The sequence below is a fragment of the Shewanella basaltis genome, assembly GCF_023283885.1.
Classification (GTDB): domain Bacteria; phylum Pseudomonadota; class Gammaproteobacteria; order Enterobacterales; family Shewanellaceae; genus Shewanella; species Shewanella basaltis.
In genome coordinates this window covers 1-18,416 of sequence record NZ_JAKILA010000014.1, presented here as the reverse complement: position 1 = coordinate 18,416, position 18,416 = coordinate 1, and the positions used below count along the sequence as shown (strand labels likewise).

21 protein-coding genes and 1 pseudogene are annotated in these 18,416 nt (G+C 40.4%); 11 read left to right on the top strand and 11 right to left on the bottom strand.

Annotated elements, in window-relative coordinates; genetic code table 11:
• Positions 1-44: 44 nt before the first annotated feature.
• The 4 genes from L2703_RS11230 to L2703_RS11215 all read right to left on the bottom strand — a co-directional run bounded on the left by L2703_RS11230 (position 45) and on the right by L2703_RS11215 (position 3,538).
• A complete protein-coding gene (locus L2703_RS11230; protein WP_248971181.1) occupies positions 45-1,526 on the bottom strand; it encodes a PTS transporter subunit EIIC in 1,482 nt (493 codons plus the stop codon).
• Positions 1,478-1,942, bottom strand: a complete 465-nt coding sequence (locus tag L2703_RS11225) for a flavodoxin (RefSeq protein WP_248971180.1) — start codon at positions 1,940-1,942, stop codon at positions 1,478-1,480. Before L2703_RS11225 ends, L2703_RS11230 begins: the two co-directional genes overlap by 49 nt.
• Before the next feature lie 355 nt (positions 1,943-2,297).
• Positions 2,298-3,179, bottom strand: coding sequence for a tRNA pseudouridine(65) synthase TruC (truC, locus tag L2703_RS11220; RefSeq protein WP_283107864.1), 882 nt, complete (start codon positions 3,177-3,179; stop codon positions 2,298-2,300).
• Positions 3,180-3,220: 41 nt separating this feature from the next.
• Positions 3,221-3,538 (bottom strand): YqcC family protein, encoded by a 318-nt coding sequence (locus tag L2703_RS11215; protein WP_248971255.1) that lies wholly within the window; start codon positions 3,536-3,538, stop codon positions 3,221-3,223.
• Between the two features lie 93 nt (positions 3,539-3,631).
• On the opposite strand from L2703_RS11215, the gene L2703_RS11210 reads away from it, so the two are divergent.
• Both L2703_RS11210 and L2703_RS11205 read left to right on the top strand, forming a co-directional pair.
• Positions 3,632-4,645, top strand: coding sequence for a DUF3549 family protein (locus tag L2703_RS11210; protein WP_248971179.1), 1,014 nt, complete (start codon positions 3,632-3,634; stop codon positions 4,643-4,645).
• Positions 4,642-5,028 (top strand): DUF3301 domain-containing protein, encoded by a 387-nt coding sequence (locus tag L2703_RS11205; RefSeq protein WP_248971178.1) that lies wholly within the window; start codon positions 4,642-4,644, stop codon positions 5,026-5,028. The genes L2703_RS11210 and L2703_RS11205 overlap by 4 nt, the downstream gene beginning before the upstream one ends.
• A gap of 84 nt (positions 5,029-5,112) precedes the next feature.
• Here L2703_RS11205 and L2703_RS11200 read toward each other — a convergent pair whose 3' ends face one another.
• Positions 5,113-5,820: a hypothetical protein gene (locus L2703_RS11200; RefSeq protein ID WP_248971177.1), complete on the bottom strand. Its 708-nt coding sequence runs from the start codon at positions 5,818-5,820 to the stop codon at positions 5,113-5,115.
• A gap of 1,023 nt (positions 5,821-6,843) precedes the next feature.
• Between L2703_RS11200 and L2703_RS11195 the strand changes: the two genes are divergently transcribed.
• Both L2703_RS11195 and L2703_RS11190 read left to right on the top strand, forming a co-directional pair.
• Positions 6,844-7,983 carry a GGDEF domain-containing protein gene (locus L2703_RS11195; protein ID WP_248971176.1) on the top strand — a complete coding sequence of 380 codons (1,140 nt, stop codon included), beginning with the start codon at positions 6,844-6,846 and terminating at the stop codon, positions 7,981-7,983.
• Positions 7,973-9,013, top strand: a complete 1,041-nt coding sequence (locus L2703_RS11190; RefSeq protein WP_248971175.1) for a GGDEF domain-containing protein — start codon at positions 7,973-7,975, stop codon at positions 9,011-9,013. The genes L2703_RS11195 and L2703_RS11190 overlap by 11 nt, the downstream gene beginning before the upstream one ends.
• 879 nt (positions 9,014-9,892) lie before the next feature.
• On the opposite strand, the gene L2703_RS11185 is transcribed toward L2703_RS11190, so the two are convergent.
• Positions 9,893-10,216 carry an Mpo1-like protein gene (locus tag L2703_RS11185; protein ID WP_248971174.1) on the bottom strand — a complete coding sequence of 108 codons (324 nt, stop codon included), beginning with the start codon at positions 10,214-10,216 and terminating at the stop codon, positions 9,893-9,895.
• Between the two features lie 55 nt (positions 10,217-10,271).
• Positions 10,272-10,901 (bottom strand): GNAT family N-acetyltransferase, encoded by a 630-nt coding sequence (locus L2703_RS11180; protein WP_248971173.1) that lies wholly within the window; start codon positions 10,899-10,901, stop codon positions 10,272-10,274.
• 183 nt (positions 10,902-11,084) lie between these two features.
• Between L2703_RS11180 and L2703_RS11175 the strand changes: the two genes are divergently transcribed.
• The gene (locus L2703_RS11175; protein WP_248971172.1) at positions 11,085-11,315 is read left to right on the top strand and encodes a DUF2789 domain-containing protein; all 231 of its coding nucleotides are present in this window, start codon (positions 11,085-11,087) and stop codon (positions 11,313-11,315) included.
• Positions 11,316-11,344: 29 nt separating this feature from the next.
• On the opposite strand, the gene L2703_RS11170 is transcribed toward L2703_RS11175, so the two are convergent.
• Complete coding sequence (locus L2703_RS11170; RefSeq protein WP_248971171.1) at positions 11,345-11,728, bottom strand: DUF3192 domain-containing protein; 384 nt, start codon at positions 11,726-11,728, stop codon at positions 11,345-11,347.
• Positions 11,729-11,882: 154 nt separating this feature from the next.
• Between L2703_RS11170 and L2703_RS11165 the strand changes: the two genes are divergently transcribed.
• Together L2703_RS11165 and L2703_RS11160 are read left to right on the top strand one after the other, a co-directional pair.
• The gene (locus tag L2703_RS11165) at positions 11,883-12,239 is read left to right on the top strand and encodes a hypothetical protein (RefSeq protein ID WP_248971170.1); all 357 of its coding nucleotides are present in this window, start codon (positions 11,883-11,885) and stop codon (positions 12,237-12,239) included.
• Between the two features lie 3 nt (positions 12,240-12,242).
• On the top strand, positions 12,243-13,016 hold the full coding sequence (locus tag L2703_RS11160) for a Zn-ribbon-containing protein (protein WP_248971169.1): 774 nt from the start codon (positions 12,243-12,245) through the stop codon (positions 13,014-13,016).
• A gap of 63 nt (positions 13,017-13,079) precedes the next feature.
• Here L2703_RS11160 and syd read toward each other — a convergent pair whose 3' ends face one another.
• Entirely contained in the window at positions 13,080-13,730 is a 651-nt protein-coding gene (gene syd, locus L2703_RS11155; protein WP_248971168.1) for a SecY-interacting protein, read from the bottom strand.
• 54 nt (positions 13,731-13,784) lie between these two features.
• Here syd and queF point away from each other — a divergent pair, with 54 nt between their 5' ends.
• A complete protein-coding gene (gene queF, locus L2703_RS11150; RefSeq protein WP_248971167.1) occupies positions 13,785-14,642 on the top strand; it encodes an NADPH-dependent 7-cyano-7-deazaguanine reductase QueF in 858 nt (285 codons plus the stop codon).
• Positions 14,643-14,727: 85 nt separating this feature from the next.
• Here the strand turns inward: queF and L2703_RS11145 are convergent, their stop codons facing one another.
• Positions 14,728-15,645 carry a 4'-phosphopantetheinyl transferase family protein gene (locus tag L2703_RS11145; protein WP_248971254.1) on the bottom strand — a complete coding sequence of 306 codons (918 nt, stop codon included), beginning with the start codon at positions 15,643-15,645 and terminating at the stop codon, positions 14,728-14,730.
• Positions 15,646-15,807: 162 nt separating this feature from the next.
• On the opposite strand from L2703_RS11145, the gene L2703_RS11140 reads away from it, so the two are divergent.
• The 3 genes from L2703_RS11140 to L2703_RS11130 all read left to right on the top strand — a co-directional run bounded on the left by L2703_RS11140 (position 15,808) and on the right by L2703_RS11130 (position 17,968).
• Positions 15,808-16,791, top strand: coding sequence for an FAD:protein FMN transferase (locus L2703_RS11140; RefSeq protein WP_248971166.1), 984 nt, complete (start codon positions 15,808-15,810; stop codon positions 16,789-16,791).
• Between the two features lie 635 nt (positions 16,792-17,426).
• Entirely contained in the window at positions 17,427-17,696 is a 270-nt protein-coding gene (locus L2703_RS11135; protein WP_248971165.1) for a type II toxin-antitoxin system RelB/DinJ family antitoxin, read from the top strand.
• Positions 17,696-17,968, top strand: coding sequence for a type II toxin-antitoxin system RelE/ParE family toxin (locus L2703_RS11130; protein ID WP_248971164.1), 273 nt, complete (start codon positions 17,696-17,698; stop codon positions 17,966-17,968). Before L2703_RS11135 ends, L2703_RS11130 begins: the two co-directional genes overlap by 1 nt.
• Positions 17,969-18,208: 240 nt before the next feature.
• On the opposite strand, the pseudogene L2703_RS11125 reads toward L2703_RS11130, so the two are convergent.
• Positions 18,209-18,416, bottom strand: a pseudogene (locus L2703_RS11125) (transposase); the annotation flags it as partial.

The following is an 18,416-nucleotide window of genomic DNA, read 5'->3' as shown; positions in this document are numbered from 1 at the left end:
CTCAAAAAACCGACGTTGGCACGCCAATAAACGCGCTCTGAGTGTTATTTACGAGAATCAAGATACTTTTGCAGCAATTTACGCAAAGACTCGGCTTTTGTGCCATATACCACCTGTACACCTTTGCCCATAACAACAACCCCTTTGGCGCCTAGGCGCATTAACCTGGGTTTATCGATTAAATCAGCCTGATTCACGCTAATCCGTAAACGAGTGAGACAAGCATTAATTTCAACAATATTGCCTCGCCCCCCTAAAGCAGAAATCATCGCTCGTAAGCTTTCTTTTGGTTCAGAGTGTGGATCGTCTTGTGGGTCAATTCGACCAGGCGTTTTTAAATTAAAGGCTAAAATACTGGCTCTAAAAAGACTGTAATAAATAATGGATGTAATTGGGCCAAGGATCCAAATCCAGTAGGTATTGGCCGAGCGAGAAAACAATAACGTAAAATCAACTAAACCATGAGAAAACACAATGCTGTGGTGAACTTCTAATAAAATACACACACTGTAAGCAATACCCGTTAACAAGGCGTGGGCAAAAAAGAGCACTGGCGCAATAAACATAAAAGCAAACTCAATTGGCTCTGTCACGCCAGTAAGCCAACTTGCTGTTGCAGCAGATAACATAATACCCGCCACCCTGTTACGTTCGGACTTATCAGCACATCGCCAAATAGCAAGTGCTGCAGCAGGCAGACCAAACATTTTAATTAAATAGCCGCCCGCTAAATTGCCAGCAAGCGGATCGCCTGCCAAATAACGAGCAACCTCCCCTCTGACAAGGTTACCCTGATTAATATATTGGCCCACTTCAAGGTAAAATGGCGCATTCCAAATATGATGAAGTCCTAATGGAATTAACAGGCGCTCTACCGTCCCATACACGCCAAAAGCGATGGCAGGATCTTGATAAACGGCCCAATCAGAAAGGTGTTCAATAACCAAAGACAATGGAGGCCATACGTGACTTAACACATACGCCAACATCATAGATAAGGGAATAATTATAATTGGCGCACTTCGGCGGCCTTCAAAAAAAGAAAATATTGCCGGCAGTTTGACATGTTGGCTTAAATTCACCGCAAGGCAAGTGATGCCGCCAACCAACATGCCTCCTGCAATTCCTGTATCTATGGTTTGCATTCCCCACAATGGCCGTGACACTAAACCATAAATGTCAGTAAGCGCGCCCATCGTTGATAAAAAAACACCAAAACCAAATACCGCAGAAAACGCCGCAATACCTTGATCACGGCAAAACCCAATGGCAATTGCCACACTAAATAACAGTGGCATCATGGTAAATACCAAATTACCAACTGCTGACAACACAATATTGAGTTCGGCCGGAATAAAAGGCAAAGGGTTAACGGTTAGACCAAGCATCACCCCAGCGGCAGGTAATATGGCAATAGGGATCAACAGCGCTTGGCTCAAGCGCTGGGCAAATTTAAACCACTGCTGGGTAATAAAACTTAGGCTTCGATTGCCGAACTGACTGCGTTTTGCCAACTGGCTATCCATGATTTCGCTTCAATTTCAGGTTCCATTGTTTCGCATGCATCAATGTCTAATCTATCAAGTAACGATTTAGCCCCTAACTCAGTAAACAGCTCATCAAACTGTTTTATGGCACCACAAAATGTGTCATAGCTTGAATCGCCTAAACCAATCAAACTGTATTTAAGTGCCGGCAAATAAGGCGCATTATGCTTCAATTCATTAAACCAAGGGGCAATGTCGTCAGGAATATCACCTTGACCTGTGGTTGAACACACCACAATCAACAACTCATCTTGTGCGGGTACAAACCCTGATAGTTCGTTTGGCTGCCAAAGTTTAGTGCTAAACCCCAATTTTGCAATCGCCTTTGTAATGGTTTCAGCAGTAAATTGTGCACTACCATAGACAGTACCAAAAACAACATTGACCTTTTTCATGGTATACTATTCCCTAAAATATAATACGATATAAAAAACGTTGATAGTGAATAACTTACTTCATTCATCACGCTTATCGCAAGTGTCTTTTATAGCGTAGGCTAAATCTGCAAAGGGCATAAGGTGTTATGTTCTAAACCAATAAAGACATTACGGAATCAATATTATGCGACAAGTCGGTAGAAAGCGAAAACTTAAACTACAGCACAAATTCGCCCATATTCGCCGTAATTATTATTTTCATATTGAGCAACAAAACCACCAACAGCTTCCTCCGATCGCAGAGTTTGAAAAACTCAAAAGGGCGATTGCAGACCACATGGAATAGGCTAATGTTATACCCAAATGCGCGGTGTTAGCTCAACGTCATGCTCGCCGTCGCAGATAATTGCTCATCATCCCACCCCATTGCCTCAAAAATGGTTAACCACTCTGGCTCAAGTTCGGTTTCAATATGGATAACTTGCTGAGTAACAGGGTGCATAAACGCTAAACTTTTGGCAATTAACCATAAACGGTTAATGGCAAAATGCTCCCGAAAAAACTTATTTTGTTTACCATCACCATGGGTTGTATCACCGACGATGGGGTGTCGTAAATGTGCCATATGTCGACGTAATTGGTGTTTACGACCTGTATGAGGTTGTAAACGAATTAACGCATAACGACTTGTTGGGTATCGACCTGAACTAAATGGGATCTCGCAATTTAATAACGGTTGGTAATCTGTCACAGCCTCTTGAGCGGCTTTATTAGGGTCAACATGTTTGTCCCCTAGTTCATCAAATTCTTGTTTGAGGGCATAATCTAATGTGCCCTGTTCGTGCATATTTCCGCGTACAATAGCCAAATACTGTTTCTTAATACTATGATTAGCAAACTGTTCACATAAGTGTCTGGCTATGTCACTTGATTTAGCAAACAACAACACTCCTGAGGTCGGTCTATCTAAACGATGTACAGGAAAAACATGACACCCCACTAAATCACGTGTCATTTGCATCGCAAAAAATCGCTCTTTTCTGGCTAAATAGCTTCGATGAACTAATAAGCCCGCAGGCTTATGAATGGCCACTATATGGTCATCTTCATACAATAATTCAATCTTGGGCGGTTGTGCTAAAACATCATCACGCTCATCAACATCGCTAGTGTCTATCGCCTCTTCAACAAAATCTGGATCGTATAATTCATCATGATCAATTGCTTGTGGGGCATGGCTATCTTTGGCATTCATTTTGGTATCACTTAGGTCTAAAAATAAACAGCTAATTGGGATTATTGCTGATTCAATAAGGCATCAAATGCCCGCAGATGATTAATCACACTCTGGCGCTGAGCCATGCCTTGCCAGAGTTGTTCTGCCATTGGTGCAATGGCCATTGAAGAAGGCAATGGGTGTTGTCGATAGATCAATTCAGTCATTTTAGGAATAAAAATAAACTGCAGCCATTGTTCAAATGTCATCGTATCACATGCAAATGGCGCATTGCTGGCTAAAGCCGAGGCACTCGGCGGAGTGTCAGACCAAAGCTGACACTGTTTAAGCAGTTGTTCTAATGTAATTAAATGACTTTTGCTGGCTAAATAAAGCATAAACTTGAACGACAATACCGAGGCTATGTTTGTTTATGATATCATTTAGCTTCTTGAATACCCATCCAACTTGTTTGATTTAGTGAAGATACCATGACTGAAATAACCACACTTAGCCAATTTCTGAGCACAGCCAATACCCAATTCCAAATTTATGATTTAGGTCGCCGTGTTCAGCACATTGATATGTTGGCATTTCACCAGATTGATTCTTTATTGGCACCGTATCCCTATCCTATACAAGGACACGCGCAATTTGCCATCGTATTTTGGCAGCAACAGCAACAACCCTATATTTGGTTTGTAAAATTGCCATTGGATGAACAAGGGTTATTGTCGCCAGCGCCGCGCACCCAATTTATCAAAATGATTTTAGCAGCCCTCGGTCGAGATCCCACTCAAGCATTAACAGATGAGCAACAAGAGCAATTAGCCAATCATCCATTTAGTTTTAAACCAAATCAGCAAAAATTGGCTTTATTTAATGCATTAGTTAGATTACAACTCGGCCAAGCTGCATCAAGCCAATACGAATTTGCTGCGCAGTATTTATCTGGCCAAGCTCCCGCTGACACATGGCAACAATTAGGTCTACAAGGATTGGCAGATATTTGCGTTCGTGCACATCAATTTGACCACCTTGATGACATCATTAATGCATTTGAACAGGCCCCTATTGAGGTGCAAGCGGCCTTGTGTCAATGTTTAGAGCATATCACTATTGATAAAAGATTAGCTGAGCGCTTGTTTCTGAAAATGTCGCAAGCAGAACCTGATTTAAAAGTCATGTACCTTGCCGCTTTAGCCTCTGCGCCTCAATTAAGTATGGCAGCGATTAAACAACTTAATGATCAGCAATTATTAAACGACAATGGTTTAATCACCATTGCTGCACGTAACTGGATAGCATTAAAAGATGATGCAACTCGCAAAGACTATTTAGAAGCGTTAGCAAAACAGCCACAGCACTTCTTTAATCAAGTATTTGCTGATATCGTGGCGATACCTAGCTTGCGCCAGGGATTATTATCCGATTTACGTCACCCTGAGCGCAGTGTTCAATTAGCAACCGCAATTGGCGGATTATTTAAGGCAGCCAGCCTATGATGAGTGATTTTTTATTATTTGTTGCTTTAGTCGTTATTGGTGCATTTTTTTGGCAACTTAGACAAATGGCCGAGTTGAGTCGTGTACTTGCTGAACAAGCCTGTAAAAAGCAAAATGTGCAATTATTAGCAATTGCAATGGAGTCTGCACGCCCCAGTATTGGTGGTAGTACCGGCATTTGCTGGAAGGCAACATTTATGTTCGAATTTAGCACCGACGGTATCAATCAATATCGCGGTCATATTGTGATGCACGCAAACCGCGCCCAAAAGATTGAATGGCCAATTTTCCCAGAACCAGAATGGATGGAATCGCCTACTGCAAGCGGTAAATTTGGGGGATGTGGTACAAGTAAAAGCTGTCATTCAGGCAAGTGCCATTAACCCACAACATTAACCTAAACATTGTTAATCCGTATTGCACCTCTAAACGCTATTTGCAAAAATAGCGTTTTCTGCAACACAACATTAAGTTTGCGGCTTGTTGAGCAACTTATAATCACGATATGTCACAGTTTGTACGCTGTCGAGCGACTTAAAAATTGCCGCCGTTCCACTAATGGTCGTTGACGTGTGAGCAGGCATCACCATCCCGTCAAATACATCAAAAGCTAACGCTAATTCAAATTGAGTTAAGGTAACTGAAAAAGCCGGATTTAACTCATCGGTGTTACTGATGAGTATTTTACGAAGATGCTTGGATGTATTATCCAAATAAATCACTCCAGTTAACGCAGCATTGTCGAGTTCATCGATATTAGGAGTAAAGCGAAAGGCGACATAGCCATCATCTTCCCCCATAAAAACTAAAGTAGACACATCAATTAAATCAGAGAATTTAAGCTCATGAGTTTTTTCATCTTTACTTTCATAAAGGTCGCGTTGATGTTGTCGGTATTCAGCTATACGCTTTTTACTCGGACTTTTGCCATTTTCAGACACTAACGTCCAGCGCTCGGTCTGTGGCAACGTAGCATTAAAATGCTCCACTCGGGCCATATCAGGCATCATAGTTTGTTGAGAGTACTGCCAAAGCATCTTAGTATCATCAGTATTGTTATTAATATCAGTTAACGCTTGCTCAACCCATTGCTGTTGTTCTTCAGTAACTTGTGCATTGGCGCTATAGCAAACTAATGAAAACCCCATCAGTAGAGCAATTCGAAACCCTTTCATGCCATCTCCTCAACCGTGTGAACTTGTATTTGATATGTATTTTACAATTTGACAACCTATGCAGATAAAGTTCCATCATTTTAAAAACGCAAAAAGAAAGGCCGCGACAAAAAATGTCGCGGCCTTTTGATCTCTTGTTAAGCTTTCCCGCTATTGCAGTGCTCCCTGCACCATCCATGCGTGTCACTTGCGTCCTGCTCAATCCCTGGTCATTCCGTGATTATCCGTGTACTTACGTACTGTCCTTCTTACTCGATTATCCATTGACCGAGCCTGCTCCATCCTAAGCGTGTCCTTGTATCGTCCGTGAAATCTTTACTTATCCTGATGCAAATCGTTTGCTGAGTATTGTGCGTCCTGCAACATTATCGTCCTAATAATGTTTAAAACCCGTCATGCTTTATAAAGCGTTTAACGTGTTTTGCGTTTCTTCCTGAAACTATTATTCGTCCATTAACATCCGTTTACATCGAGTCATCTATGATCTACTCACTTCCTTGTATTGTTCCGTCCTAGGAACGAGATAAATAATAGTTCATTTACCTTAGCGTAAACAGATACCTCTAAATGAATAAAGCAAAAAAAATGTAACCACACAAAAATAAATCCATAAATATCATAAACCTAAATAAACCAAACCTATTCTATCCCAATTAAATAGGTACTTAGTCTTACATGTTGTGTGAGATATATCTCACACAACAAAAGGCAATTGCGGTAAACATAACGTTAAAATTTAACATTTACCCTACAACACTGATAACTCTTTACCATCTAATGGCCGCAACATAACACTCGCTTAAAGTCAGGTTTAATCGTGATTTATGATGTGTAAAAAACCTTATAAAAACATTAAAAAGTGAGTATTAGCAATCTGTAGACGCTCAATCTAACCATCTACAAACCCGCTTACACGAATAAGTACATTAAAATCTATACACAGGCTGTTTTTTGAACTAATTTAATTTCACACTGATAGAATGTTAACTACGCTTGTAATTGGGCTAACAATAAAGTTAAAGCATGATCACTAAAAGCGAACAAAAAAATAATGGACTCAAGGCTCTGTTTCTGGCTGCATTTACGTCAATAATTAACTATCGAACAAAGCCTGATTCAACAACTAATTTTGAATCAATTCAAAGCATTAATTTAATTTGCGTATTCTTAATTAGCGGAAGTGCCCTGTACATAGGCCAATGGATAATGCTGGGGTATTATCCATTAGCATTACTCACGGCATTATTTTGTATCAGCTATGGTTTAAGCTTTATTTGGATAAAAATAGGCAAAGCATACTACGCTTCTTATCATTGCCTTATTACCGCTTTCACCCATTTTATGATTTACTCAACAGTAATTTTTGATCGTAATGCAGGCTTCCAGTGGTTTTTAATCGCCATTATTCCTGCGTCATTTTTAATGCTTCCTAACGCCTCTCGTTGGCACCACTTCATGTTCGCTGTTGCTGTCATGTTAGGTATGACGGTCAGCGAAATTGGCCTTCATTACGAACCATTGTTTGATTTTCCAACAGACTATAGAACTGTCTCAATTTTTATTGAAGGTATACTTTTAGTTATTACGCTTAATTTAGCAATGGAAATGAGTAATAAAGCAATCGATAAATACCGCGCAAAATTAACCACGTTAAGCCAAAAAGACGAACTAACACAAATACCTAACAGACGTTTTTTTATGTCTTCAATAAAACACTATGCTATCAACACGAAACAAACCCACTTTATCCTCACTTTAGATTTAGATCACTTTAAAAAAATCAATGACCAATATGGGCATGCTACCGGCGATGATGCCCTCATTCATGTTGCCAATACCATTAATCAGATCATACCTAAGGGCACTTTATTTGCTCGCTTAGGTGGTGAAGAATTTGCCCTTCTCTGTCAAACTGATTTTAAAGAACATGCCATTGCAATCGCAGAAGAGATCAAAGAAGCAATTGCAACACATCATATAACGTCTACAGAAGGAGAACATTTTTACTGTACAGCCAGTATTGGCGTTGCCCAATTAACACAAAACGACTCTTTGTCTATGCAATTATCTGATAAGGCACTCTACCAAGCAAAAGCACAAGGTCGAAACTGTGTCGTATTTGCAGAACATGATATTAAGGAAGTTGAAACCAATGAGCCTTAAACGTGATGTTTTAACGATAAATGAAGCCGATTATGGCATTCAAGCCAGCCGGATTTTTTCATTAGTGTTGTTGTGTATTAATGCGGTTTTTGTGAGCTACTTTTTTTATCAAGAATATTATTATATTGTATTGATGGATATCATTTTTATCACCATTTTTATCACGTTATATGCCCTATCTTTTACTGTATATGCACACTTAATTAAAGAATTATTAATGGTGCTTTCATTACTGCAAATTTTACTACTGTCAGTTGTTTTTATTGGCAGTGATTCTGGTATGCATTTATACACAATAGGCATGATCCCTGCCACGTACATTTTTGTTTCACGGCGTCAAATATGGCCACGCATAAGAATGGCAGTATTATGTACATTAGGACTTGTTTTTGCTGAAACACAAACTATTTTCAGCCCCATTTACACGGTTCCCGCTCCAGAATTAATGGTCATTAAAACTACAGTAATCATATCGTTATGCTCAATTGTGTTTGGGTCATTTTTGCTATTTTTCAATTACATTAAAGCCACTAATATGCAGTTAAGATGTTTATCTGAAATGGATGAACTCACCCAAGTAGCCAACCGAAGAGCGTTTTTAACCCAGCTAAAAAGCGATAAGCTCAACAGCACAGAGCACTGCATATTATTGCTAGACATTGATCACTTTAAACAAATTAATGATCAATTTGGTCATGCATGTGGCGATGAAGTACTCAAACACATTAGTACGTTAATGCGTTCTTTTTGTGAACCTCGTGACAAGGTTGCAAGACTCGGTGGAGAGGAGTTTGCTCTGTTTTTACATGCTACGACTATTGAAACGGCCCATACCAGAGCTGAACAATTATGTCGCAAAATAGAAATAACCCCGACCAAAACACTCATAACCCCCAAGCCCATTTTTTGTACTGTTAGCATTGGTGTTAGTCGTTTCACTCAAGATGTTAAAACCAGCTTAAGCAACGCAGACAAAGCAATGTATTTAGCTAAAATGCAAGGACGAAATCAAGTGGTCTGTTTTACCTAAGGTGTTCAGTAACCATAATCCACTCAAAACCAAAGCAGCAGTGCCTTACTATTCAATTCGCACCAGATAAATAAAAGTGCCCGTGTCTAATTTAGGCATAATGAGCATGGTGAGACTGTTCTGGTCAAGCAACACAATGTCAACAAGCATAATCCCCATCTACATTAATAAGTGTTCAATCCGACTACACCTACTGCTAAGCGTCGCTATGCACAATGATTTAGTACAGTGCAATAGTACAAAAACAAAAAGGCGCAACCTTAAGTTATAAGGTTGCGCCCGTTAACACTTTTGTCAGCAATCCGGCTGAAGTTTGCTCCCTGCATCGTCCTTGCAATCATGCATCCTGCATCCATTTCCATGTTCTCATTTCCGTGATGCTGAGCTAATATTCAGCGTCTTATGAGTGTCATTCCATTGAACAGTCTATCCATCGACTGAGCATTCAATCCGTTGAGTCATCCTTGCTGCATCCTGCAGTCCAATCCTTTTATCCTTGTGTAGTTTGCACTACACCCATCCTTGATTCGGCTATCCTTTTACCGAGCTTATGCCCTGTGTCCTTGGACGTGTCCTAATATCATCCTTGAAAATCTGATATCTCATCAGCAATTAACCTTAATTTCTCATCCTAAGAAAACCAGTTAATTATTTGCTTTCGATGTAAACATTCTAGCTAAAAACCACTGCATGAAAAGTCACTAAAAACGACTGAAACAAATATTTCACATATCAAAAAACAACCAAAAAACTACAAATAACTGTTTTTAAATGTTTTTTAATAAAGCTTGATAATGATCGCTCACATATTTACGTAAGATAACTTACAGCGATGTAGGATAATGCTCACACAACCACAAGACAGTTAGCGCTAGTGCTCTATTTTGCCCCCAAGACTTTACGCCACACACGCGTTAACATTTGTCCAAACATCACCCAGTCTGCCCACAAACTATAGAGTGGATAGGTGAAGGTTGCAGGCCGGTTTTTCTCAAACATAAAGTGCCCTAACCAAGCAAAGCCATAACCCACCACAGGCAGCAAGAGTAACTGCCACCACTGCTGATTAATTAACGTATTAACGATAATAATTAAAATAATCGTGCTGCCAACATAATGCAGCTTGCGGCAAACGGGATCTTGATGTTGCGACAAATAAAATGGATAAAACTCAGCAAATGACGAATAGCGTTTAGGTTGCATTGTACGGTCCTTTTTTTAACATGAAGAGAGACTCTTAATGTGCTTGATATTTAAACTATTTTTTCGTGTAAAACAAAATTTCACCGGCAACATTAGCCATATCCACTTGGGCAATACTGCAAAAGCCTTGCTGCACAAATACACCGTGATGTCTGCTGTTACTGACAAACACGCCTATCCCGTCTAAGTTAGGTTGCTCATCACACCAACTTAGCACTGCCTGAATTAATTTTGCGCCATAACCTTTATTTTGCTCATTAGGGGACAAAGCAATAAATTGTAAGATACCGCACTTATTAGATGGTAAATGCTCGAGAATACGGGTTTCTTTATTAATTAGACTTTGCGTTGATTTCCACCCAGTGCCTAACACCATTTTTAATCGCCAATGCCAATAACGTGCCTCTCCCAACGGCACTTGCTGGGTAATAACACAGGCCACGCCAATTAGACGCGCCTGATCAAACAATCCAATAAGCGGTTGCTCTTGTTGCCACAATTCATTTAACTCTTCACGAATTGCAGCCCTAAGCTTTTGCTCGTATTGTTGAGTATCTTGTTGGCCCAACGCCTCCATAAAGTAAGCATCGTCATGATAGGCATTATAAAGAATTGAAGCCGCCACGCGTAAGTCTTCAGCAGTTAAGTACACTGCACGCAAATTGTCCAAGGTCGTATTATCCATTATTGTTATTCCTTGTTTTATCACTCTCACCTCTAACTTACCAAGTTAACAAGATTGAAACAATCCACAAATGTTGATTACATTTTCTGCCTATAAAATGGTTTTATTGGACAGTTTTTTGCAATTTTATTCATCAGGCTTGATACTTAAACTGATTAATTAATCATCACGAGGTGAAATAAAATGGATACAACAGAAAATGATTTAAGCCACTTATTTCAGCAGTTAGGATTAGGTCATACACAACAAGAAATAGACAACTTTGTCAGTAACCATAAATTAAGCAAAGATATTCTGTTAATTGATGCTGACTGCTGGAATAAGAGCCAGCGCGCATTTATAAAAGAAGCGTTAAGCGAAGACGCCCAATGGTCTGAAGTCATCGACCAGTTGGACGTCATGATGAGAAGTTAGCTTGCCATAAGCACTCGACTGATTAAAGCTTATATCTGCTGTAAAGCCGTGTCGCCCCAGCCAACTAAACGATTGTTTTTAAATACCACAGGGGTGCATTCATCCTTTGTGGTTTTCCCGTCGCCTTTAGCCCATTGAGTGCGATAAAACAGCACTTTTATGGCTTGTTCATTATTCGCCGAATCTGCTTTTGTGTAAGCTTCACTAAAGTCTGCTGTACCCATTAACGCTTGTACTTGCTCACTGGTCATGGACAAAGATAAGCCCGCTAACAGTGAACGATTTTTATCTTGCTGTTTTTCCCAATAATCGTGGCTTTTATCTGTTTCATGATCACCTACGCTAATCACACACCCGCTTAACCCTAACGATAATACTGCCATCACACTTGCTGCGATAAGTTTTGATTTCATGTTGCATCCTTTTTGTTAAAATATAACTCGCATGGTAAGCAGCTATTAGCGAGGATCGTGCCAAAATACAAAACATTGAATTAAAAGAGTTTTACCCTTTTCATTCTGTAGAGGTAGTGATTCTGACTATCATAATTAAGGAATTTAACTAATAATGAGTCCTATTGAACAAGTATTAGCTGCAGCTAAGTCCATCGCCATCAATGGCCATTCACCAAGTTTAGCCTTAATAAAAGGCCGTTTAGGCAGCCGTTTTCCAATGCCGATACTGATCCAAGGCCTTCAACAATTTAAAGCCTTACCTAAATCGGAATGGCAAAACCTGCCAGAATTGACCGATATTCCCACGCCAGACCATGATACCGACGAACTTGCCGGCCCTATTGTGCAGTTACAGCAACAAATTGATACCATGCAGCAGGTGATTAATCAGTTGACCGGTCGTGTTTCAGCACTCGAGCAACAACTCAGCCAACACTTACCTACAACTCAACACCTAAAGGCTGAATAATTCATGTTTGTTTTTGAACTTCGCTTTGAATGCTATGCCGACACCACCATTGATGCGGCAGAAAAAGCCATTAACGGCTTGCTTGAAGCATTACGCGCTAATGGCCAAATTTTAGGGCGTGAATTTGCAGTTGCGTTTAATGAGGGAGAGTTTAGGGTTCGTTTACTGTTACCCGAAAAAACCAGTTTAGCTAAACGATTCAATAGCCCCTGGGTTAAATCGGCACTTGAAGGCTTAACTCAAGCAAAGTTGCTTGCGCCGCGAGAAAAGTTTATCGGCCAAGACATAAACTCAGAGGTCAGCAACACCGACAAGCCGTCATGGCAATTGTTGTACACCAGTTACGTTCACATGTGCTCACCGCTTCGCAGTGGTGACAACCTGCTACCCATTCCGCTTTACCAGTTACCCGCTACTTTTAACGGCGATCACAAGCAAATTATAAAGTGGCAAACTGAATGGCAAGCCTGTGATGAGCTACAAATGGCCGCAGCGACTAAAGCAGAATTTGCAGCATTAGATGAAATAAGTCGTGCAGACAGCGACTTATTTAGACGAGGTTGGGATTTACGCGGGCGGATAGAATATTTAACTCAGATCCCCACTTATTATTATTTATATCGGGTAGGCGGAGAATCATTACAGGCAGAGTTAGCTCGTCCCTGCCCTCGTTGTGGCTCAACTGATTGGAAATTAGATGAGCCACTAGTAGATATGTTTCATTTTAGGTGTGAACCTTGCCGTATTGTGTCTAACTTGTCTTGGGATCATCAATAATACGTCAGCATTGTGCCATTAATTCACATACAAAGGTAAAACAGCCAGGCTAACTCAGTCTTATTACTTTTTACGAGCCAAATAATCCCACATGGTTTTAATACGCGGCCAAATACCAGGGTGATTTACACGAAGAACCTCATCTTCAATTGGTTTTTGTGGCGGTGTGATCATGGGCGAAATCAGACCTAAAAACTCAGCCAATGATCCCGCCAGCTTAGTGCGCTGTATTTCACCGGGAATTTCGACCCAGACACTGCCATCGTCATTGTTAACGGTGAGCATTTCATCACCTTCACCTAAAACACCAATAAACCAAGTCGCAGGCTGTTTAAGCTTTTGTTTCATAATCAAATGACCAATCACATTTTGTTGCAAATTTTCAAAGTCATCTTGATTCCAGACTTGTAATAATTCACCATCACCAAATGGAGCGGTAAACTGTAATGGCGCTGAAAAATACTGACCATAAAATGCATGAATATCTGTGTGTAATTGAATATTTAATGCATGCTCGACATTACTAAAGTCAGCAAGGTTGTCACGCTTCATCGGCTGCCAGAACACTGTCTCGTCGATATCTGGATTAAATGTTCCTTGAATACATATTGAATCTTCGCCCAAAGGATAATAGCGCGGAAACTCAGAAAGAGTATCTTGATAAGATTTAAGATATTTTTTTATGAAGCAATCTAATGCAGATGAACAAGACACTTGAGCCACTCGTAGTTTATAATAAAACCATATTTTGACACGGAAACCGATTAGATGACACACAATCACGACCCTTATAGTGATGCTGAAGCACTTAAAGGCCTAACCTTAGGTCAAGCAACTGCTTATCAAACTGAGTATGACGCGTCACTGCTGCAAGGGGTTCCACGTAAACTTAATCGAGATGCAATTGAATTAAGTGGTGATCTCCCATTCCATGGCACTGACATTTGGACAGGCTACGAATTGTCTTGGCTCAATGCTAAAGGCAAGCCGGTTGTCGCTCTTTTAGAAGTACAACTTGATATCAACAGCAGCAATTTAATTGAATCAAAATCCTTTAAACTGTATTTAAATAGTTTTAATCAAACCAAGTTTGATAGCGTTGAAGATGTACAAGACACCATAAGCCGTGATTTAGCAAAATGTGCCGAAGGTGATGTTGTAGTTAAGGTCATAGAGCCTAGACATTTCAACCTTGAGCGTATTGTTGATTTACCGGGGTCTTGCATTGACGATTTAGACATTGAAGTCACAGAGTATGAGTTCAATCCAGATCATTTAATCGACAGCACAGATCCAGACAAAAACGTGGCAGAGACATTAAACTCAAATTTATTAAAGTCAAACTGCCTTATCACATCACAACCCGATTGGGGCAGCGTGATGATCCGGTATCAAGGTCCTAAAATTGACCGCGAAAAACTACTGCGCTATTTAATTTCTTTCCGCCAGCATAATGAATTTCACGAGCAATGCGTTGAGCGTATTTTTGTCGATTTAAAAAAATACTGCCAATGCACTAAGTTAACTGTATATGCGCGTTACACTCGTCGTGGCGGCTTAGACATAAACCCGTATCGCAGTGACTTTGAAAACCCACCAGAATCTAACCGTCTCGCAAGACAATAAATGGTGTGCACGCTGACTCATTTTAAAAAGGCCAATCTCACTTGATTGGCCTTTTTGTTTGCACTTATCAATGCCTTTCACCATCTTATTTGTTGTTTAATAAGTCACCGAGTTCTAATTGAACGCACGTCAAGGTGTTGGATATCGAGCCAGACTGCAAATCAGTGCTATTGCAAACTCTACGGGGTATTCCTAATGTCATAGAAAAACGGTATCCCTCATTCAAACGCCCCATTAACGTTTGCCAAGTCACATCGGTTGCAGCGGGGTCATTCGCGTCGCTAAAAGACAATTTAACCGGCTCAAACATAGGTATCATTTTACTGCTATTGTCTGGCAGTTTTAGAGTGGCATTGCTGAGCACCGTCGCACTAAAATCAACTGAAAATGACTTCAACGACAAGGCAAGCCCCAAACCTCGCGCCTTAATGTAAGACTCTTTTACCGCCCATAAATCAAAGAAACGTTGTCGTTGTAACTCAATTGGCAACTGCAATAATGCATCGGTTTCTGCCTGAGTAAAATAGTGATGTAATATTGGCACAATATCGGTACTGCTGCGTTCACGCTCAATATCAACTCCAACAAATAACTCATCAAGGCCTTGAAAATTGGTACTAAGGTTACATTTAGTGCCTGTTATCACACCAATCATTAACCATTGGCCGCTATGACTTAAGTTAAAATACAGGCCCGTTTTGGCAAACCATTCTTGGCTTAATGCCGGCTTACCCTTTTCACCATAAGTAAATTGCCATTGCGCAGGATTAACGGCACTGTGGCGCGACAATATAGCCCTTAAGGCCAAGCGAACTTGTAGAGCATTATTACGCGCAGATGGACTCTTATAACGAGCAACTTTTGCCGCTTCATCAGGGCTTAACCAGGCTAGAGCTAATCCCTTATCAAAGTCTGCTGCTGACAGTTGTGCATTGAGTGAAACAAAGTAGATGTAGCTTTTTGTAAAGGGATACAATGAATTTACAGCGGCATGAATGGGCATTAACACAAAAAACTCAAGTAAACACGAATAGTGCTAACGTACCGTAATATAGACAACTCAGCGAGTCTTTTGTCTAAAAACACTTATTTTGATTTAAGCTGTTGCCGATTGCTGTCATTTCATCAACAATCAGCGTTACGTCTTACAAGAATGAATCGAGTTATGGGTAAAATTAGCGCCGTTATTATCATTATGTTATTCACGTTAAGTTCGCACTCAGCGTTAGCCCAATGGCATAAAAAGAGTTTTAAGGTCATGGGAACCCTTGCCCACGTTGAGTTTTGGCTAGATGATAGCGTCCCACAGGCAACAGCAGATAAACTGATTTTAGCCGTTGAACAGGAAATGCAGCGCATAGATCAAACGATGAGTCCTTACATCGCCACCAGCGAGCTGAGTGCCATTAACCGTGATGCTGCCACTAAACCAGTGATCATCAGCAAAGAACTGTTCGATTTACTCACAGATGCACATAATGTTGCGGTGTTAACTCACGGTATGTTTGATATCACTTATGCCTCTATCGGTTATCAATACGATTACCGCAAGCATCAAAAGCCCGATCAAACCACAATTAACAACGCTTTAAAAGCAATAAACTACCAGGCTGTCACATTGGATAAATCCAGCTCTTCAGTCCGTTTTACTCATGCTGATGTTAAAATTGATTTAGGCGGTATAGCCAAAGGTCATGCGGTTAAAAACTGTATCGCCATTCTTAAAGAAGCCGGCATTGAGCATGCACTTATTAGCGCAGGCGGTGACACAACACTGCTAGGCGATCGTATCGGTCGCCCGTGGTTTGTAGGCATTAAACACCCTCGCGCCGAAGACAAAACTGCGGTGCAGTTACCTCTTAGTAACGAATCGATATCCACATCTGGCGACTACGAGCGTTACTTCATCGAAGACGGCATACGTTACCATCACATTATTAACCCCAAAACAGGCGACTCTGCCCGTAATGTGGTGAGTGTATCGATTATTGGCAAAAATCCGACTTACGTAGATGCCCTGTCCACCGCCATTTTTGTGATGGGATTACAACAAGGCATGGCATTAATTAATGAGTTACCTGAATACGAAGCCATCATCATCGATAACCAACAAACCTTACATGTATCGACGGGGTTACAACAAGATTGATCATCAGCAATCTTCTCGTCGTCCCGGTAATGCTGTTGAGCCGGGATCCAAGTGGTTATTTTGATTTGTACTTATGAACTTATGTACTGCGGCCACTAACGTCGTGGCGCTTCGCCCACACCAGACCAAAAGAAAACCAACGGCTGTTCCCTCTTTCTATTCATCAAAGAATTGGCCCAGCCTCCCCGCAACATTTTGGCTATTTAAAAGCTACAGCTGCGAAAAGGTCGCTATGGGGATTGATCCAACTTTGGACGTCATTGGTAGCATGCTTCGGCTACCTTTTTATGGTAAAGAATGAAAATGCTAACGCTTTCGATGGTACATCCTGTATCACAAAAGCTAGCGGGCCCTTTTATATAAAACGTCTTCAACGGCCTCAAATTCGGAGTTGAATTTGGACATTTTCAAGCAGAAACCAGCTCGTTTTTGGACAAAAACGTTTTAAGTGGCAAGCTCTGAGGTGAGTGTTATATAAAAATTTCTATAGGCGAACACCTCACTAAGAGGCAAATATAGTTTTGGCTATAATAGCGAACGCAGTGAAGCGAGCAAACTTTACTTGTCTTACTTAAGTGACTCTTTAGGTGCTTTTTGCTACCATTGTAATACTATGTAATACAAAAGGTGGTTATATGAAAACTGAAATGCTTAGCGCCCGCATAGATCATGATACAAAATTGGCATTTACACATATATGTGATGAGGTGGGTTTGAGCCCATCACAGGCGATTAAACTATTTGCCAAGGCCGTAATTAACTATGGCGGAATACCATTTGAATTACGCTCGAAATTACCAAGCACACAAACACTTGAAGCTATAAAAGAGTTAGAAAGTGGTAACGGTAATAAAGCGGAAAATGTAAGCCAATTGTTTAAAGATCTTGGAGTTAATGAGGCCTAATGTATAAATTAGAGTACTCTAGCCAATTTAAAAAAGACTTTAAAAAAGTAGCAAAATTACCAATACCTGATGTAATTGAAGTTGGCCACGTGATCACTAGTTTGCAGCAAGGGCAAAAGTTAGCAGAGAAATATGTTGATCATTCGTTATCAGGTAATTGGGCAAATTATCGTGATTGCCATGTAAAGCCAGATTTAGTTTTAATTTATAAAGTAGAAAGTATTACTTTAAAGTTAGCTAGAATTGGCTCCCATAGTGAGTTATTTCGCTAGCAACGCCGGTAGGATAAACAGAAAACCGTTCCACCCATTATTTGAAAAATAACTTTACCCGTTCTCATTGTGTTGGCGAGAGATATCGTCGATGTGAACAACTCATCAATTTTTATCGATATAGCTAAAATATTATCGTTAAATGAGTGATATATATGTCATCTAAGAAATTTAGCACATCAGAAAAACTTGATAGCTATCAAGTATTAGAAGAATTGTAATTTGATTGGGGATGATGACTTAAGCGCACAGCCAGCGCTGACAATTTGCAGCGCCTTGTCGTCGTTTTCGCTCTAAATGCTCACAGTATTCAGTTAATGCTGGTAAGGCACCGACAGCACCTTTAAATAATGCACCAAACTCTGTAGTGATTTTAAGCCAATTCTCTGCGGGGATGTTTAGCCTATTCAGTATGTCCTGACTGCTTGAGCTAATGGCACCACGCTTA

What these genes read in the sequence shown, in the direction of transcription:
- truC (WP_283107864.1), bottom strand. Translation starts at nt 3,179, where the DNA reads ATGAATGCCAAAGATAGCCATGCCCCACAAGCAATTGATCATGATGAA.
- L2703_RS11210 (WP_248971179.1), top strand. Translation starts at nt 3,632, where the DNA reads ATGACTGAAATAACCACACTTAGCCAATTTCTGAGCACAGCCAATACC.
- L2703_RS11140 (WP_248971166.1), top strand. Translation starts at nt 15,808, where the DNA reads ATGGGTAAAATTAGCGCCGTTATTATCATTATGTTATTCACGTTAAGT.
- L2703_RS11215 (WP_248971255.1), bottom strand. Translation starts at nt 3,538, where the DNA reads ATGCTTTATTTAGCCAGCAAAAGTCATTTAATTACATTAGAACAACTG.
- L2703_RS11225 (WP_248971180.1), bottom strand. Translation starts at nt 1,942, where the DNA reads ATGAAAAAGGTCAATGTTGTTTTTGGTACTGTCTATGGTAGTGCACAA.
- L2703_RS11195 (WP_248971176.1), top strand. Translation starts at nt 6,844, where the DNA reads ATGATCACTAAAAGCGAACAAAAAAATAATGGACTCAAGGCTCTGTTT.
- L2703_RS11165 (WP_248971170.1), top strand. Translation starts at nt 11,883, where the DNA reads ATGAGTCCTATTGAACAAGTATTAGCTGCAGCTAAGTCCATCGCCATC.
- L2703_RS11175 (WP_248971172.1), top strand. Translation starts at nt 11,085, where the DNA reads ATGGATACAACAGAAAATGATTTAAGCCACTTATTTCAGCAGTTAGGA.
- L2703_RS11180 (WP_248971173.1), bottom strand. Translation starts at nt 10,901, where the DNA reads ATGGATAATACGACCTTGGACAATTTGCGTGCAGTGTACTTAACTGCT.
- L2703_RS11130 (WP_248971164.1), top strand. Translation starts at nt 17,696, where the DNA reads ATGTATAAATTAGAGTACTCTAGCCAATTTAAAAAAGACTTTAAAAAA.
- L2703_RS11135 (WP_248971165.1), top strand. Translation starts at nt 17,427, where the DNA reads ATGAAAACTGAAATGCTTAGCGCCCGCATAGATCATGATACAAAATTG.
- queF (WP_248971167.1), top strand. Translation starts at nt 13,785, where the DNA reads ATGACACACAATCACGACCCTTATAGTGATGCTGAAGCACTTAAAGGC.
- L2703_RS11160 (WP_248971169.1), top strand. Translation starts at nt 12,243, where the DNA reads ATGTTTGTTTTTGAACTTCGCTTTGAATGCTATGCCGACACCACCATT.
- L2703_RS11185 (WP_248971174.1), bottom strand. Translation starts at nt 10,216, where the DNA reads ATGCAACCTAAACGCTATTCGTCATTTGCTGAGTTTTATCCATTTTAT.
- L2703_RS11200 (WP_248971177.1), bottom strand. Translation starts at nt 5,820, where the DNA reads ATGAAAGGGTTTCGAATTGCTCTACTGATGGGGTTTTCATTAGTTTGC.
- L2703_RS11190 (WP_248971175.1), top strand. Translation starts at nt 7,973, where the DNA reads ATGAGCCTTAAACGTGATGTTTTAACGATAAATGAAGCCGATTATGGC.
- L2703_RS11230 (WP_248971181.1), bottom strand. Translation starts at nt 1,526, where the DNA reads ATGGATAGCCAGTTGGCAAAACGCAGTCAGTTCGGCAATCGAAGCCTA.
- L2703_RS11205 (WP_248971178.1), top strand. Translation starts at nt 4,642, where the DNA reads ATGATGAGTGATTTTTTATTATTTGTTGCTTTAGTCGTTATTGGTGCA.
- L2703_RS11145 (WP_248971254.1), bottom strand. Translation starts at nt 15,645, where the DNA reads ATGCCCATTCATGCCGCTGTAAATTCATTGTATCCCTTTACAAAAAGC.
- L2703_RS11170 (WP_248971171.1), bottom strand. Translation starts at nt 11,728, where the DNA reads ATGAAATCAAAACTTATCGCAGCAAGTGTGATGGCAGTATTATCGTTA.